Here is a 15,135-nt window from a genome sequence, read left to right as displayed (position 1 = left end):
ACGTGGACCTGCGTCTGTCGGCGGCCGAGGCCACCGCGGAGGAACGGGCGGCCGTCGACGCCCTGCTGGACCCGCTGCTGGGCCCGCGTGAGGTCGACGACCGCGCCGGACCCGACTCCGGGCACGAGGCCCGCGGCCGCCGCCACCTGCTGCTGCCCGCCCTGCACGCGGTGTCCGACGCGGTCGGGTACCTGTCGGAGGGCGCGCTCAACCACGTCGCCACCCGGCTGTCGGTGCCGCCCGCCGACGTCTACGGCGTGGCCACGTTCTATGCGATGTTCACCGTCGAGCCGCGCACGCGGCGGGTCGTGCACGTGTGCGACGACGTCGCCTGCGGGCCCGTGGGTGGGGAGGACCTGGCCGCGCGGCTGACGGCCGACCTCGGCCCCGAGGGCGTCGGCGAGGAGGCCTGCTGGGTGCGCAGCCCCTGCCTCGGCCTGTGCGAACGCGCGCCCGCGGTCATGTTCCAGCTGGCGGGGGAGCCGGACTTCAGCCAGGCCCCCGCGCACGCCGACGACGTCGTCGCGGCCGCCCGCGGCGGCGCCACCGCGGTCGAGGCCGACGCGGCCTTCGCCGACCCCGGCGTGAGCGTCCCGCAGACCCGCGCGCCCCGCGGGGAGGGGCTGCGGCTGTTGCGACGCATCGGTGTCGTCGACCCGGGCAGCCTCGACGACTACCGCGCCCACGGCGGCTACGAGGCCCTCCGCCGCGCCGTCGAGCTGGGCGCCTCCCGCGTCGTGCGGGAGCTGAAGGACTCGGCGCTGACCGGGCGCGGTGGTGCCGCGTTCCCCACCGGCGTCAAGTGGGAGGGCGTGGCCACCGCGCCGGTCCGCCCGCACTACCTGGTCTGCAACGCCGACGAGTCCGAGCCGGGCACGTTCAAGGACCGCGTGCTCATGGAGTACGACCCGTTCGGCCTGGTCGAGGCCATGACGATCGCCGGCTGGGCCACCGGCTGCGAACGGGGCTACCTCTACATCCGCGGCGAGTACCCGCTGGCCACGCGACGCCTGGAGCACGCGATCGAGGAGGCCCGCCGCCGCGGCTTCCTCGGCGCGGACGTGCTGGGCGAGGGCTTCACGTTCGACATCGAGCTGCGCCGCGGCGCGGGCGCCTACATCTGCGGCGAGGAGACGGCGCTGCTCAACTCGATCGAGGGGTTCCGCGGGGAGCCGCGCAACAAGCCGCCGTTCCCGAGTGTGTCGGGACTGTTCGGCAAACCCACGGTGATCAACAACGTCGAGACGCTGTACAACGTGTTGCATGTCCTCGACGTCGGCGGCCCGGCGTTCGCCTCGGTCGGCGCGGAGCGGTCCACCGGAACGAAGCTGTTCTGCGTCGCCGGCTCCGTCGCCGTCCCCGGCGTCTACGAGGTCGACTTCGGCACCACGTTGCGGGAGCTGCTCACCCTCGCCGGCGGGCTGCGCGGCGAGCTGCGCACGATCCTGCTGGGCGGCGCGGCGGGCGGGTTCGTCATGCCCGACCAGCTCGACGTCCCGCTGACCCTGGAGGGCGCCCGCGAGATCGGCGCGACGCTCGGCTCGGGTGTGGTGCTCGCGTTCGACACCGACGCCGACCTGGTCGCGACCCTGCGCCGGATCGCCGCGTTCTTCCGCGACGAGTCCTGCGGGCAGTGCGTGCCGTGCCGGGTCGGGACGGTCCGCCAGGAGGAGGCGCTGGCCCGGCTGGAGCGCGGTGCCCCGCTCGGCGACCGTGAGACCGAGCTCGCCCTGCTCGACGACCTCGCCCGCGTCATGCGCGACGCGTCGATCTGCGGGCTGGGCCAGACCGCCCCGGCGGCGGTGCAGTCGGCGTTGTCGCTGCGGCTGCTGTCGTCGCCGGCCGATCCGTCCACCAACGGCCACAGGAGGGTCGGACCATGACAACCGCGCCGGTGATGCTGGGCGAGATCAAGCGGGTCGTCACGCTGACCGTCGACGGCCGCGAGGTCCGCGTCCCCGAGGGGTCGACGATCCTGCAGGCCATGAAGGCCGAGGGCACGCCCGAGCAGGCCGACACCCCGACCCTGTGCTGGGCACCGAACCTGACTCCGATCAACGCCTGCCGGGTGTGCGTCGTCGAGGTCGAGGGCTCGCGGGTGCTGGTGCCGTCGTGCGCGCGCACCGTCGAGGACGGCATGCAGGTGCGCACCGACAGCGAGAAGGTGCGGCACTCACGCAGGATGGTCCTGGAGCTGCTGGCGTCGTCGGTCGACATGAGCCAGGCCGGTGCCGACGTCGCCCGCTGGATGCAGGACTACGGCGTCGACGCCGACCGATACGGCCCGCCCGCGCCGCCCGCCGCCGCGGGGGAGCGCGACCGCCGCCACGCCGGGCACCACCACGCCCCGGACGGCTCGCACGCCGAGACCGTCGCCCAGCCCGTCAAGGTCGACAACGACCTCTACGTGCGCGACTACTCCCGCTGCATCCTCTGCTACAAGTGCGTCAAGGCGTGCGGCACCGACGCCCAGTTCACCTTCGCGATCTCCGCGGCCGGCCGCGGGTTCGACGCCCGCATCGCCACCGAGTTCGACGCCGAGCTGCCCGACTCCGCGTGCGTCTACTGCGGCAACTGCATCGGGGTGTGCCCGACCGGCGCGTTGAAGTCGGTCCGCGAGCACGAGCTGCGTGAGGCCGATGACTGGCATCCCGAGGAGGAGACCGTCACGACGACGATCTGCTCGTTCTGCGGTGTCGGCTGCAACCTGGAGCTGCACGTGCAGCAGGGCTCGATCGTCAACGTCACCTCGCCGGCCGACCACTCGGTCACCCACGGCCACCTCTGCGTCAAGGGCCGGTTCGGGTTCCAGCACGTCCAGAACCTCTGAGAGCGCGGCCGGGACCTTCCGGGGCCGCCGCGGGCACGGCAGGGTGGGTGGACGGCTGCCCCGAGGAGGGACGCATGACGCTCTACACCGACATCCCGACCCGATCCGAGATCGACGCCCTGGTGCAGGTGGACGCGGTTGCCGCCGTCTCGATCTACCTGGAGACCGCGCCCGAGTCCTCTGGGGACGCTGAGCGGATCGCGTACAAGAACGGGGTCCGGGAGGCGTTGGCCCAGCTGGGTGACGTGGACCGGAAGGACCACGAGGCGCTGGCGGAGCAGCTCGCCGTCCTGGAGGACGAGGACTCCGAGGGCTTCTGGCGGCACCAGGCCCGCAGCCTGGCCGTGTTCGCGACGCCCACCTCGTTGCGCAGCTTCCGGCTGCCGAACCGGCTCGCACCACGGGCGGTCGGGGGGTCCCGGTTCCTCGTCATGCCGCTAATGCGGGCCGTGACGTTCCCGCAGACGGCGTTCGTGCTGGCACTGGCGCAGGGGTCGGTCCGGCTGCTGGAGACCGTGCCCGACGCGCCGCCACGGGAGGTACGCGTCCCCGACATGCCCACCGACGTGGCGAGCGCGGTCGGCAAGTCGTCGATCAAGGACCGGGCGCCCATCCGCCGGCTGCAGGGCTCGGAGGGGCAGAAACTGCGGATGGCCCAGTTCTCCCGGCTGGTCGACGCCGCGCTGCGCGAGGTGCTGCCGGGCCACGGGGTGCCGCTGGTCGTGGCCGCGACAGAACCGCTCGACAGCATCTTCCGCGCCCACTGCCGCTACCCGGACCTGGTGCCGCACAGCGTGCCCGGCAACCCGGAGGGGCGCGGCGACGGCGAGCTGGTCACCGAGGCGCGGACGGTCCTCGACGGCTGGTACGGCGACCGGCTGGAGCAGGAGAAGCGGACCTTCGCCGAACGCTCCGAGCAGGGCCGCACCTCGATCGACGTCGCCGAGCTGGCCCGCTTCGCGACCCGGGGCGCCGTGGAGACGCTGTTCGTCGACATCGACGCCGAGGTGCCCGGGCATGTCGACCCGCTCGGCGAGGTGACCTTCGCGGCGCCGGACACGGACGGCTCGAGCGGTGTGGTCGACGAGATCGCGCGGCGGGCGTGGCTCTCGGGCGCCCGGCTGCTGGCCGTGCGGCGCGAGGACGTCCCGCAGGGCGGGGACGTCGCTGCGACCCTCCGCTACGCCCCGCCGGCCTGAGTCCCGGCCGGCTACCCGAGGTAGGGACGGTCGCGTCCCGACCACTGCTCCTCGTCGCGCCGGTACACCGCGATCGGCTTGTCCGCGACGCGAAAAGTGTAGCGGCCCGCCTCCTCGACGACCTCGCCGTCGGTCGCGAGCATCCCGGGCACCCGCAGCTCGACGTCGAGATGGTCGACCTCGCGCTGCACGTAGACCCGGCTGTGCCCCAGCGCGCCCAGCATCAGCGCGAGGAAGGCACGCAGCCGGGAGAACCGGACGTCGGCGCGGATCCAGCGGACGTCGAGCAGGCCGGAGTCCAGCGTCGGCCGCCACGCCGGGACCATGCCCCGCGGGTGGTACGGGCCGTTGCCGACGAAGAGGAACCAGACGGTGTGCCACCGGTCCTCGACCTTGACCTCGACCCGCTCCGAGCGGCGCAGCACCGTCAGCAGTGCTGCGACGAACGCAGGCCACTTCCCCCACCGCGGCTGCCACTTCTCGCGCAGCCGCACGAGCTCCGGGTAGGAGCCGATGCTGGCGGTGTTGAGGAACCAGCGGGTGCGGGTCACCTCGGAGCTGTAGGGGTCCTCGCCGCGGCCGGGGTGCGCCTCGACGAGCGCGAGGTCGACGGCGACGGCCTCGCCCGCCTGCGAGGCGTCGACGGCCTCCTGCAGGTCGTAGACGCCGACGTCGCGGGCGAAGTGGTTGAGCGTGCCCGCCGGGACCAGCACCAGCGGCAGCCCGTGCCGGTGCGCGACGGCGGCGACCGCGCCCACGGTCCCGTCGCCCCCGGCGACGCCGACCGCACGCACCCAGCCGTCGACCTGGGCGAGCGCGTCCTCGAGCTGGTCGCCGATGTCGAGGCCCGGCCGGACGCGCAGCACCCGCGCCTGCGGCAGCTCGGCCTCGATGTCGTCGCCCGGGTCGACGCCCTGCTCGCCCGCGTTCGGGTTGACGATCATGACCAGACCCCGGCCCGCCGGCAGCGGGTCGACGGTGTCGACCGGCCGGGCGCGGGCCTCGTCGCTGCGCCGCACCGGCCACCACCGTTGGGTGAGCAGCGCGACGCCGGATCCCAGCGCCGCGCCGGCCAGCACGTCGGAGGCCCAGTGCACCCCGACGTGCACCCGCGAGTACGCGACGGCCCCGGCGAGCGGCGCGACGGCCAGCCCGAGGCGGGGGCTCTCCAGCGCGACGGCGGTCGCGAACGCCGCCGCGGACGCCGCATGCCCTGACGGAAAGGAGGAGGACGTCGGCGGATCGTCGATGGTCTGGTAGGCGGGCAGCTCGCGTGCCGCCGGACGGCGCCGCGGCAGCAGCGGCTTGAGGACGGCGTTGGCGGTCAGGCTGGCCCCGGCGATGCCCAGGACGCCGCGGGTCGCGGCCTTACGACCCTTGCCCTTGCGTGCCGCGAGCACCGCACCGACCGCGAACCACAGCACGCTGTGGTTCGCCGCGGGCGACAACACCTTCATCGCGGTGTCCAGTGCGCCGGGCGGGCGCGCGGCGATACGCCGCGAGATGTCGCGGTCCCACACGTCGATCCGGCGTAACGGCCGGGTGCCCGCGACCTTCACCCGAGGGTCGACGCGCCGCAACCTGTCCCACACAGACGTGACCCTAGAGGCGCTTCTCCGCTTACGCTGAAGGGCATGCAGCGTCGGATCTACGGTGTCGAGACCGAGTTCGGGGTCACCTGCACCTTCCATGGCCAGCGCCGGCTCTCGCCGGACGAGGTCGCCCGCTATCTGTTCCGGCGCGTCGTGTCCTGGGGGAGGTCGTCCAACGTCTTCCTGCGCAACGGCGCGCGCCTCTACCTCGACGTCGGATCCCACCCCGAGTACGCCACCGCCGAGTGCGACTCCCTCACCCAGCTCGTCGCCCATGACAAGGCCGGCGAACGCATCCTCGAGGACCTGCTCGTCGACGCCGAGCGCCGGCTGGTCGACGAAGGCATCGGCGGCGACATCTACCTGTTCAAGAACAACACCGACTCCGCCGGCAACTCCTACGGCTGCCACGAGAACTACCTCGTCGCCCGCCAGGGCGAGTTCTCCCGGATCGCCGACGTGCTGTTGCCGTTCCTGGTCACGCGCCAGCTCATCTGCGGCGCCGGCAAGGTCCTGCAGACCCCGCGTGGCGCGGTGTACTGCCTGTCCCAGCGCGCCGAGCACATCTGGGAGGGCGTCTCCAGCGCCACCACCCGGTCCCGGCCGATCATCAACACCCGCGACGAACCGCACGCGGACGCCGAGCGCTACCGCCGGCTGCACGTCATCGTCGGCGACTCCAACATGTCCGAGGTGACGACCCTGCTCAAGGTCGGCTCGGCCACGCTCGTGCTGGAGATGATCGAGGCAGGCGTCCAGTTCCGGGACTTCACCCTCGACAACCCGATCCGGGCGATCCGCGAGATCAGCCACGACCTCACCGGGCGGCGCACGGTCCGGCTCGCGGGGGGCCGGGAGGCCAGCGCGTTGGACATCCAGCGCGAGTACCACGCCAGGGCCGTCGAGCACCTGCAGGCCCGCGGCAGCGAGGACCGCACGATGGAGCGGGTCGTCGAGCTGTGGGGCCGGGTGCTCGACGCCGTCGAGACCCAGAACCTGTCGCTGATCGACCGCGAGATCGACTGGGCGATCAAGCACCGGCTCGTCGAGCGCTACCGGCAGCGGCACGACCTGGACCTCGCGCACGCCCGCATCGCGCAGCTCGACCTGGCCTACCACGACATCCGGCGCGGTCGCGGGCTGTTCGACCTCTTGCAGCGCAAGGGCACCGTCGAGCGGGTCACCGACGACGGCGAGATCGAGGCGGCGAAGGACACCCCGCCACAGACGACACGCGCGAAGCTGCGCGGCGACTTCATCGCGGCGGCCCAGGCGGCCGGGCGCGACTTCACCGTCGACTGGGTGCACCTCAAGCTCAACGACCAGGCCCAGCGCACCGTGCTGTGCAAGGACCCCTTCCGGGCGGTCGACGAGCGCGTCGACCGGCTGATCGCGTCACTCTGAGCCGCGGCTCGTGAGTGGCGATGGTCGCCGTGGCGACCATCGCCACTCACGGGGAACCGGCCGGCGGCGCGCCACCACGGGCACCGGGGCGGCTACCGGCATGATCTGCCGATGATCGTCGAGGTGCTCGCCGTGGTCGTCGTCGCGCTGGTCGCGCTCCTGCACCTGTACATCCTGGTGCTGGAGATGTTCCTCTGGCGCACGCCCAGGGCCCGGGCGGCGTTCGGCACCACCCCGGAGTTCGCCGAGGCGACCGCGACGCTCGCGGCCAACCAGGGCCTCTACAACGGGTTCCTCGCGGCCGGGCTGATCTGGTCGCTGATCGCGGGCGGCGACCTCGGGCACGCCGTCGCCCTGTTCTTCATGGCGTGCGTGCTGGTCGCGGGCGTCTACGGCGGGCTCACCGCCGCGGGCGCATCCTGTTCGTCCAGGCTGCGCCCGCGGCGGTCGGGATCGTGCTGCTGCTCCTGGCCTAATGGCCGACCCGAGCCCGCGGGCCCGTCACTCGACGCCGGGCATCATCTTCCGGCGCAGGTCGGCCAACATGTCCTGCACCGGCGCCGCCGCGGGCCCGGCGCTGTCGGGCGCCGAGCCGATGCCCATCGCCGTCAGCAGCTCCGACGCGGCCTTCGCCGGGTCGCCGTGCTCACCGAGCACCGGGTGCAGGCCCAGGTCGGCGAGGTGATGGAACACCAGGTTGACGACGCTCCACGGGTTGAAGGTCTCCTGGCCGTCCGCCTCGCTCATCGTGCTGCCTCGCTCCTGTGCTTCCGGGATCGTTCCGACGTGCGCCGGGTCACAGGGAGCCTTTCCCCGCACGGGCCGGGCGTCAAGGCGGCGCGGCGTCGCAACATGAGACACCGCCCGGGCCCGGCCCGCCCCCGCGCCGCACGGGCGGGTGGTGTGCGACCGTTCCCGCCCTTCGCGGCATGCCCGCGGGGCCACGGCCGTACGATGCCGACGTGTCCGCCGCCCGCGCCGAGCGACTGGTCAACCTGGTCCTCTGCCTGCTCTCGACCCGGCAGTACCTGTCGGCCGAGCGGATCCGCGACACCGTCCCCGGCTACGCCGACGCGCCCAGCGACGAGGCCTTCTTCCGCATGTTCGAGCGCGACAAGACGGAGCTCCGCGAGCTCGGGATCCCGCTCGAGACCGGCCGCCGGTCGACGTTCGACACCACCGACGGCTACCGCATCGCCCGCCAGGACTACGAGCTCGGCGACATCGACCTCGACACCGAGGAGGCGGCGGCCGTCGCGCTCGCCGCCCGGCTGTGGGACTCCCCGGAGCTGGCGGGCGCCGCGCACGGCGCGCTGGTCAAGCTGCGGGCCGCGGGCGTCGACGTCGACGAGTCCGGCGGCCCTGTCCAGCCCCGGGTGCGGGCCACCGACGCGGCGTTCGCCCCGCTGATGGCCGCGGTGCAGGCCGGTCGCGTCGTCACGTTCGACCACCGCCGCGGCGGCCCGACCGGCGAGGTCGTGCGGCGCACCGTCGAGCCGTGGGGGATCGTGTCCTGGCGCGGTCGCTGGTACCTCGTCGGGCACGACCGCGACCGCGACGACGTCCGCTCGTTCCGGATCTCGCGCATCCTCGAACCGGTCACGGCGCTCGGACCGGCGGGCGCGGTGACCGTTCCTCCCGGCGTCGACCTGCTGGCCAAGGTCAAGGCCGGGTTCGCGGCGCCGCCCGTGGCCGGGACCGCCCGAATCTGGGTGTCGGCCGGGCACGCGCACGGGTTGCGCAGGCTGGGCCGGGTCGTCGCCGCCCGCGAGCTCGACGGGCAGCCGGGGGAGGAGCTCGAGCTGGAGCTGCGCAGCGTCGACATCGTGTCGCGCTGGCTCGCCGGGCACGGCCCCGACGTCGTCGTCCTCGACCCGCCCGAGCTGGCCGCGGCGGTCCGGCGGCGCTGGGCCGGGGCCGCGCGGGCCCACGGCGCCAGGGTCCCCGCCGCCGAGGCGGCGCACACGTGAGCGGGCGTGCCCCGTGAGCGGGATCGCCGAGCGGCTCCCGCGGCTGCTGTCGCTGGTCCCCTACCTGCTGGCGCGGCCGGGCATCCGGATCGCCGAGGCCGCCGCCGACTTCGGCACGACCGAACGCCAGCTGCGCCGCGACCTCGAGCTGCTGTGGATGTGCGGGCTGCCCGGCTACGGCCCCGGCGACCTCGTCGACCTCTCCTTCGCGGGCGACACCGTCACCGTCACCGAGGACGCCGGCATGCGCCGGCCGCTGCGGCTGACGACGGCCGAGGCCACGGCGCTGCTCGTCGCGCTGCGCTCGCTCGGTGACGTGCCGGGCATCGTCGACACCGCGGCGGTCCGGCGGGCCACGGCGAAGATCGAGCAGGCCGTCGGCGACGCGGGGCTGGCGGGCGTGGCGGTCGACCTCACCCCCGAGGAGCAGGCCACGACCGCCGCGGTGCGCGGCGCCCTCGAACGCGGCCACGCCATGCGGATGACGTACTACACCGCGGGTCGCGACGCCGTCTCCCGCCGCACCGTCGACCCGATGCGGCTGCTGCTCGTCGAGGGCCGCGGCTACCTCGAGGCCTGGTGCCGGCGCGCCGAGGGCGTCCGGATGTTCCGGCTCGACCGCGTCGAGGCCGTCGAGGAGCTCGACGAGCCCGCCGCGCCCCCGCCCGGCGCCGAGCCCACCGACGTGTCCCACGGCGTCTTCACCGCGCGCGAGGACCACCGCACCGCCGTTCTCGAGCTGCTGCCCGAGGCCCGCTGGCTCGCCGAGTACTACCCGGTCGAGGAGGTCGTCGAGGACCCGTCGGGCGACGGGCGGGCCACCGCCAGCCTGCGTTACGCCGACCCCGGCTGGCTCGTGCGGCTCGTCCTGGGCCTCGGGGGCGGCGCCCGCATCCTGGAGCCGCCGGAGCTCGCCCGGGCCGTGGCCGACCGGGCCGCGGCGGCGCTCGCCGCCGCCGAACCGACGAACGAAAGGTCCTGATGAACGCCTACGGGGTCGCCGGCATCGTCGCCGGCGCGGCGCTGCTGCTCCTGCTGCTCGTCGCGGTGCCGCTGCTGGTGCGGCTGCGCCGGCTGGCGCGCGAGGCCGGGTCGCTGCGCGCGGTCGTCGGCGCCGGGACCGGCGCGCTCGCCGCGCTCCGTACCACAGTGCGGACGGACAGGGGTGCGCCGAACGACTGAACCGGCCGCGTCCGGTACCGTTCCTGCTGGGGTCGGGCACGTCGGCCCCCACCACGGGACCAGAGTCGGAAGGACCCCTCATGGGCAGCCTCGGTGGCTGGGAGATCGTCATCATCATCGGTGTCCTGGTCCTGCTCTTCGGCGCGAAGAAGCTGCCGGACATGGCCCGGTCGGTCGGCCAGTCCGCGCGCGTGTTCAAGGGCGAGATGAAGGGCATGAAGAGCGACGACGAGGCCCGCGACGCGGGCGCCGCGCCGCAGACCCCGCCCGCCTCCCTGCCGCCCACCCCGCCGGCGGCCGCGCCGCAGGCGGAGAACCCCGCGCCGAGCAGCACCCAGGGGCGTCCCGACAGCACGAACTGACGCACCCCGGTGGCCGGCCTCCTGCCGCGGCGCCGTCGGAAGCGCAACCCCGACGGCACCATGACGCTCATCGAGCACCTCTACGAGCTACGCAACCGGCTCGCGATCGCGCTCATCGCCATCGCGGTCACCACGGTGTTCGGCTACATCTGGTTCGAGGTCGCGATGTTCGGCCTGCCCAGCCTCGGTGAGCTGCTCAAGACCCCGTACTGCTCCCTGCCCGCGTCCTCGCGGGCGGTGTTCACCGCCGACGGCTCCTGCACCCTGCTGGGTACCGGCCCGTTCGACCAGTTCACCCTGCGGCTCAAGGTCGGCGCCACGGCGGGCGTCGTGCTGGCCTGCCCGATCTGGCTCTACCAGCTGTGGGCGTTCATCACTCCCGGCCTGTACGCCAAGGAGCGCAAGTTCGCGCTGACGTTCGTCTCGGTCGCGGCCGTGCTGTTCCTCGCCGGTGCCGTGCTGGCGTTCTTCGTGGTCTCCCAGGGCCTGTCGTTCCTGCTGACGATCGGCAGCAACGTCCAGACCACCGCGCTGACCGGCGACGCCTACTTCGGCTTCGTCATCGCGCTGCTGCTCATCTTCGGGGTGAGCTTCGAGCTGCCCCTGCTCGTGGTGATGCTCAACCGGGTCGGCGTCGTCAGCTACGACAAGCTCCGCAAGTGGCGCCGCGGGCTGATCTTCGGGCTGTTCGTCTTCGCCGCCATCGCCACACCCGGCCAGGACCCGATCTCGATGACGGCGCTCGCGCTCGCGCTCACCGTCCTGTTCGAGTTCGCGATCCAGCTCGCGCGGCTCAACGACCGCAAGAAGGCCAGGCTGCGGGCCGCGGAGGGCTGGGACAGCTGGGATCCCGACGAACCGTCGCCGATCGACACCACACCCAGCCGGATCGAGCCCGCCGCACCCGTCGCCCCCTCGGCGCCGGTCACCTCATCGGCGCCGGCGACGCCGGCCGCCCACCCGAAGAACGACCTCGACGACGTCACCTGACGCCGGTGCGCCGGCGCCGCGGCGACGCCGGTCGGCGCCCGCGCGGGGCGTCCGGGCGGTGGCCGGCCGGGGGATGTGACAGCCTGGTCGCGTGGCCAGCAGTCCTGCTGAGGCGTACGCCGCAGCGAAGTCCCGCGTCGCGCGGCCCCGGCTGACCGAGTTCGTCGCCGGGTTGTCCTTCGAACTCGACGGTTTCCAGCGCGCCGCGTGCGACGCGCTCGAGGACGGGCACGGCGTGCTCGTCTGCGCGCCGACCGGCGCCGGCAAGACCGTCGTCGGCGAGTTCGCCGTTCATCTGGCCCTCGCCCAGGGCCTGAAGTGCTTCTACACGACACCCATCAAGGCGCTGTCGAACCAGAAGTACGCCGACCTCGTCGCCCGGCACGGCGAGTCCGCCGTCGGGCTGCTCACCGGCGACACCTCGGTCAACGGCGACGCCCAGGTCGTCGTCATGACCACCGAGGTCCTGCGCAACATGATCTACGCCGGCTCGCGGCACCTCGACCAGCTCGGCTACGTCGTCATGGACGAGGTGCACTACCTCGCCGACCGCTTCCGTGGGGCGGTCTGGGAGGAGGTCATCCTCCAGCTCCCCGAGCACGTCGCGCTGGTCAGCCTGTCCGCGACGGTGTCCAACGCCGAGGAGTTCGGCGACTGGCTGGTCACCGTCCGCGGGGACACCACCGTCGTCGTCGACGAGCACCGGCCCGTGCCGCTGTGGCAGCACATGATGGTCGGCAACCGGCTGCTCGACCTGTTCGTGCAGAGCGGCGCCGCCGACGACCCCACCGCCGCCGAGCTGCGCGTCGACCCCGACCTCGTCCGCCAGACCCGCGAGCTCGACCGGCAGTCCTCGACGGCGGTGTGGGACCGGGGCCGTCGCGGCCGCCAGGGGTCCGCGCCGCGCCGCGTCGGGTTCCGGCCGCCGTCACGGGTCACCGTCATCGACCGGCTCGACCGCGACGGGCTCCTGCCCGCGATCACGTTCGTCTTCTCCCGCAACGGCTGCGACGCCGCGGTCGGGCAGTGCGTGCGGTCGGGGTTGCGGCTCACCACCGACGACGAGGTCGCCGAGATCCGGCGCATCGTCGAGAAGCACACCGGCGACCTCCCGCAGGGCGACCTCGGGGTCCTGGGCTACTGGGAGTGGCGCGAGGGCCTCGAACGCGGCATCGCCGCGCACCACGCCGGCCTGCTGCCCGCGTTCAAGGAGACCGTCGAGGAGCTGTTCGTCCGAGGTCTCGTGCGGTGCGTCTTCGCCACCGAGACCCTGGCGCTCGGCATCAACATGCCGGCCCGGACCGTCGTGCTCGAACGCCTCGTCAAGTACAACGGCGAGGCCCACGTCGAGCTGACACCGGGGGAGTACACGCAGCTCACCGGCCGGGCCGGCCGCCGCGGCATCGACGTCGAGGGCCACGCCGTCGTGGTGTGGCAGCCCGGCGTCGACCCGGAGCGCGTCGGCGGGCTCGCCTCCACCCGCACCTACCCGCTGCGCAGCTCGTTCCGGCCCGGCTACAACATGGCCGTCAACCTGCTCGCCCGGCTCGGGGCGCAGCGCTCGCGCGAGCTGCTGGAGATGTCGTTCGGGCAGTTCCAGGCCGACCGTTCCGTCGTCGGCATGGCCAGGCGCATCGAACGCAACGAGGAGACCCTCGCGGGGTACGCGTCGTCGATGGAGTGCCACCTCGGAGACTTCGCCGAGTACGCGGCACTGCGGCGCAAGGTCTCCGACCGGGAGAAGGCCTTGTCGCGGCAGGGCGTGGCCGACCGGCGGACCGCGGCGGCGGAGTCGCTGCGGGCGCTGCGACCCGGCGACGTCATCGCCGTCCCCGGTGGCAAGCGGTCCGGGCTGGCGGTCGTCATCGACCCGGGCGTCGACGACGACGGCGACGTCCGGCCTCTCGTCGTGTCCGAGGACCGCTGGTCCGGGCGCCTGTCGGCTGCCGACTTCCCGACGCCCGTCGAGGCGCTGGGCCGGGTCAAGCTGCCCCGCCACGTCGACCACCGGTCTCCCCGCGGCCGTCGCGACCTCGCGTCGTCGTTGCGCAACACCGGGATCCAGGCGCCGCCGCCGCAGCGCAGGCGTGGCCGGGGCAACGCCCACGACGATCCCGAGCTCGCCACGCTGCGCCGCGCCCTGCGCGCCCACCCCTGCCACGGCTGCGCCGACCGCGAGGCCCACGCCCGTTGGGGCGAGCGCTACCACCGGCTCGACCGCGACACCGAGCAGCTGCGGCAGAAGGTGCGCGCGACGACGCACTCGCTGGCCCGCCAGTTCGACCGGATCCGGGCGCTGCTCGACGAGCGCGGCTACGTGCGCGCCGACGCCGACGGGGAGAACGCCGTCACCGAGCACGGCGAACGGCTGGCCCGCCTGTGGGGGGAGTCCGATCTGCTCGCCGCCGAGTGCCTGCGCCACGGTGTGTGGGAGCGGCTGACCGCGCCCGAGCTCGCCGCCGTCGTGTCGGCGCTGGTCTACGAGTCGCGTCGGGACAACGGTCCGGTCCCGCGGGTTCCGGCCGGGGCGGTGTCGGAGGCCCTGGCCGACACGGTCCGGCTGTGGGCGGACCTGGAGTCCGACGAACGTCGTCACCGCATCGACCGCACCCGCGAGCCCGACCTCGGGTTCGCGTGGCCGGTGCACCGGTGGGCGCGCGGGGAGTCGCTGGCCCAGGTCCTCGCCGCGGCGGAGCAGAACGGTCACGAGCTCTCCGCGGGCGACTTCGTCCGCTGGTGCCGGCAGGTGCTCGACCTGCTCGACCAGATCGCCGGGGTCGTCGGCCGGTCGACGTCCTTCGGCCGGGTCGCGGTCGAGGCCGCCGCCGCGGTCCGGCGGGGCGTCGTCGCCGCGGGGGTGGCGTAGGCGGTGCGGCGCCGCACGACGACACCCGATCGGGCCGCCCGGTTCGCCCGGTCCGCCTGCCGGGGCACCGGTCCTTGTGCTTTGATCCCCGGGTCACGACGTGGCACGCCGGACCGGGTGACGGTGCCTGTCGCGCAGGTGTTCGGCGCGCGGACGGCTGCCCGACGGCGCAGTCGCAACGAGGAAGGTCTGCCATGAGCAACCCCCCGCACAGCGGCGACGACGCAGCGCGGGAGCGCGACGAGGCCGCCCGCGCCGCGGGCCCGCAGACGTCCTCGACCGACGCGTCGCAGACCGCGGGTTCGCAGACCGCGGGTTCGCAGACCGCGGGTTCGGAGGCCGCGGGTTCGGGGGCTCCTGGTTCGGGGGCTCCTGGTTCGGGTGCTCCTGCCGGGGACTCGGACGCCGACGCGGGCGTCGACTCGCCGACGCTGCAGCAGGGCGTGCCGGCCGCGACGCCGTCGTCACCGGCCGACGTCGAGGCGACCGGCGAGACCGCGGCGCAGATCCCGGCGCAGGGCGGCGAAATCCTGCAGCCCGGAGCCTCCGCGCACCCGGGGGAGCCTGCGGCGGGATCGCCGCAGGCCGCGGTGCCACCGCAGGGCGCACCGGGACAGGCCGCCGCGCAGGCGCAGACGTGGGGCGCCCCGGCCGCGGACCAACCGGCGGCGCAGGCCCAGCCGCCGGCGCAGGGCCAGCCGCCGGCGCAGGGCCAGCCGCCGGCGCAGGGCCAGCCGCCG

At 74.0% G+C, this 15,135-nt stretch carries 12 protein-coding genes and 2 pseudogenes; 12 read left to right on the top strand and 2 right to left on the bottom strand.

Going from position 1 to position 15,135, the window contains the following annotated elements; all coding sequences use genetic code 11:
- Positions 1-2 precede the first annotated feature (2 nt).
- The 3 genes from PSD17_RS17050 to PSD17_RS17040 all read left to right on the top strand — a co-directional run bounded on the left by PSD17_RS17050 (position 3) and on the right by PSD17_RS17040 (position 4,029).
- Positions 3-1,883 carry an NAD(P)H-dependent oxidoreductase subunit E gene (locus PSD17_RS17050; RefSeq protein ID WP_339123459.1) on the top strand — a complete coding sequence of 627 codons (1,881 nt, stop codon included), beginning with the start codon at positions 3-5 and terminating at the stop codon, positions 1,881-1,883.
- On the top strand, positions 1,880-2,830 hold the full coding sequence (locus PSD17_RS17045) for a 2Fe-2S iron-sulfur cluster-binding protein (protein WP_339123457.1): 951 nt from the start codon (positions 1,880-1,882) through the stop codon (positions 2,828-2,830). Before PSD17_RS17050 ends, PSD17_RS17045 begins: the two co-directional genes overlap by 4 nt.
- A 74-nt stretch (positions 2,831-2,904) precedes the next feature.
- Positions 2,905-4,029, top strand: coding sequence for a baeRF11 domain-containing protein (locus tag PSD17_RS17040; protein ID WP_339123456.1), 1,125 nt, complete (start codon positions 2,905-2,907; stop codon positions 4,027-4,029).
- An 11-nt stretch (positions 4,030-4,040) separates the two neighbouring features.
- Here PSD17_RS17040 and PSD17_RS17035 read toward each other — a convergent pair whose 3' ends face one another.
- Positions 4,041-5,621 (bottom strand): bifunctional phosphatase PAP2/diacylglycerol kinase family protein, encoded by a 1,581-nt coding sequence (locus PSD17_RS17035; protein ID WP_013675405.1) that lies wholly within the window; start codon positions 5,619-5,621, stop codon positions 4,041-4,043.
- Between the two features lie 42 nt (positions 5,622-5,663).
- Here PSD17_RS17035 and pafA point away from each other — a divergent pair, with 42 nt between their 5' ends.
- A complete protein-coding gene (pafA, locus tag PSD17_RS17030; RefSeq protein WP_013675404.1) occupies positions 5,664-7,025 on the top strand; it encodes a Pup--protein ligase in 1,362 nt (453 codons plus the stop codon).
- Positions 7,026-7,136: 111 nt separating this feature from the next.
- Positions 7,137-7,501: pseudogene (locus tag PSD17_RS17025) on the top strand (DUF1304 domain-containing protein).
- A 25-nt stretch (positions 7,502-7,526) separates the two neighbouring features.
- Here the strand turns inward: PSD17_RS17025 and PSD17_RS17020 are convergent.
- Positions 7,527-7,772 (bottom strand): hypothetical protein, encoded by a 246-nt coding sequence (locus PSD17_RS17020; RefSeq protein WP_013675402.1) that lies wholly within the window; start codon positions 7,770-7,772, stop codon positions 7,527-7,529.
- Between the two features lie 215 nt (positions 7,773-7,987).
- Here PSD17_RS17020 and PSD17_RS17015 point away from each other — a divergent pair, with 215 nt between their 5' ends.
- The 7 genes and pseudogenes from PSD17_RS17015 to PSD17_RS16985 all read left to right on the top strand — a co-directional run.
- Positions 7,988-8,995, top strand: coding sequence for a helix-turn-helix transcriptional regulator (locus PSD17_RS17015; protein ID WP_041759736.1), 1,008 nt, complete (start codon positions 7,988-7,990; stop codon positions 8,993-8,995).
- A gap of 13 nt (positions 8,996-9,008) precedes the next feature.
- Positions 9,009-9,977 carry a helix-turn-helix transcriptional regulator gene (locus PSD17_RS17010; RefSeq protein WP_339123453.1) on the top strand — a complete coding sequence of 323 codons (969 nt, stop codon included), beginning with the start codon at positions 9,009-9,011 and terminating at the stop codon, positions 9,975-9,977.
- Positions 9,977-10,177: a hypothetical protein gene (locus PSD17_RS17005; protein ID WP_013675399.1), complete on the top strand. Its 201-nt coding sequence runs from the start codon at positions 9,977-9,979 to the stop codon at positions 10,175-10,177. The genes PSD17_RS17010 and PSD17_RS17005 overlap by 1 nt, the downstream gene beginning before the upstream one ends.
- Before the next feature lie 80 nt (positions 10,178-10,257).
- The gene (gene tatA, locus PSD17_RS17000) at positions 10,258-10,539 is read left to right on the top strand and encodes a Sec-independent protein translocase subunit TatA (RefSeq protein ID WP_339123450.1); all 282 of its coding nucleotides are present in this window, start codon (positions 10,258-10,260) and stop codon (positions 10,537-10,539) included.
- A 60-nt stretch (positions 10,540-10,599) separates the two neighbouring features.
- Positions 10,600-11,529: a twin-arginine translocase subunit TatC gene (gene tatC / locus PSD17_RS16995; protein ID WP_103382070.1), complete on the top strand. Its 930-nt coding sequence runs from the start codon at positions 10,600-10,602 to the stop codon at positions 11,527-11,529.
- A gap of 91 nt (positions 11,530-11,620) precedes the next feature.
- Entirely contained in the window at positions 11,621-14,395 is a 2,775-nt protein-coding gene (locus PSD17_RS16990; protein WP_013675396.1) for a DEAD/DEAH box helicase, read from the top strand.
- Positions 14,396-14,589: 194 nt separating this feature from the next.
- Positions 14,590-15,135: pseudogene (locus PSD17_RS16985) on the top strand (hypothetical protein); the annotation flags it as partial.

This window comes from Pseudonocardia sp. D17, assembly GCF_036984265.1.
In the GTDB taxonomy this organism is placed as follows: domain Bacteria; phylum Actinomycetota; class Actinomycetes; order Mycobacteriales; family Pseudonocardiaceae; genus Pseudonocardia; species Pseudonocardia benzenivorans.
The sequence above is the reverse complement of the archived record's forward strand: the minus strand, read 5'-3'. Positions and strand labels throughout refer to the sequence as shown.

Bases quoted from the DNA above. Each gene is read 5' to 3' on its own strand.
- PSD17_RS17020 (WP_013675402.1), bottom strand. From the start codon at position 7,772: ATGAGCGAGGCGGACGGCCAGGAGACCTTCAACCCGTGGAGCGTCGTC.
- tatA (WP_339123450.1), top strand. From the start codon at position 10,258: ATGGGCAGCCTCGGTGGCTGGGAGATCGTCATCATCATCGGTGTCCTG.
- PSD17_RS17040 (WP_339123456.1), top strand. From the start codon at position 2,905: ATGACGCTCTACACCGACATCCCGACCCGATCCGAGATCGACGCCCTG.
- PSD17_RS17005 (WP_013675399.1), top strand. From the start codon at position 9,977: ATGAACGCCTACGGGGTCGCCGGCATCGTCGCCGGCGCGGCGCTGCTG.
- PSD17_RS17045 (WP_339123457.1), top strand. From the start codon at position 1,880: ATGACAACCGCGCCGGTGATGCTGGGCGAGATCAAGCGGGTCGTCACG.
- tatC (WP_103382070.1), top strand. From the start codon at position 10,600: ATGACGCTCATCGAGCACCTCTACGAGCTACGCAACCGGCTCGCGATC.
- pafA (WP_013675404.1), top strand. From the start codon at position 5,664: ATGCAGCGTCGGATCTACGGTGTCGAGACCGAGTTCGGGGTCACCTGC.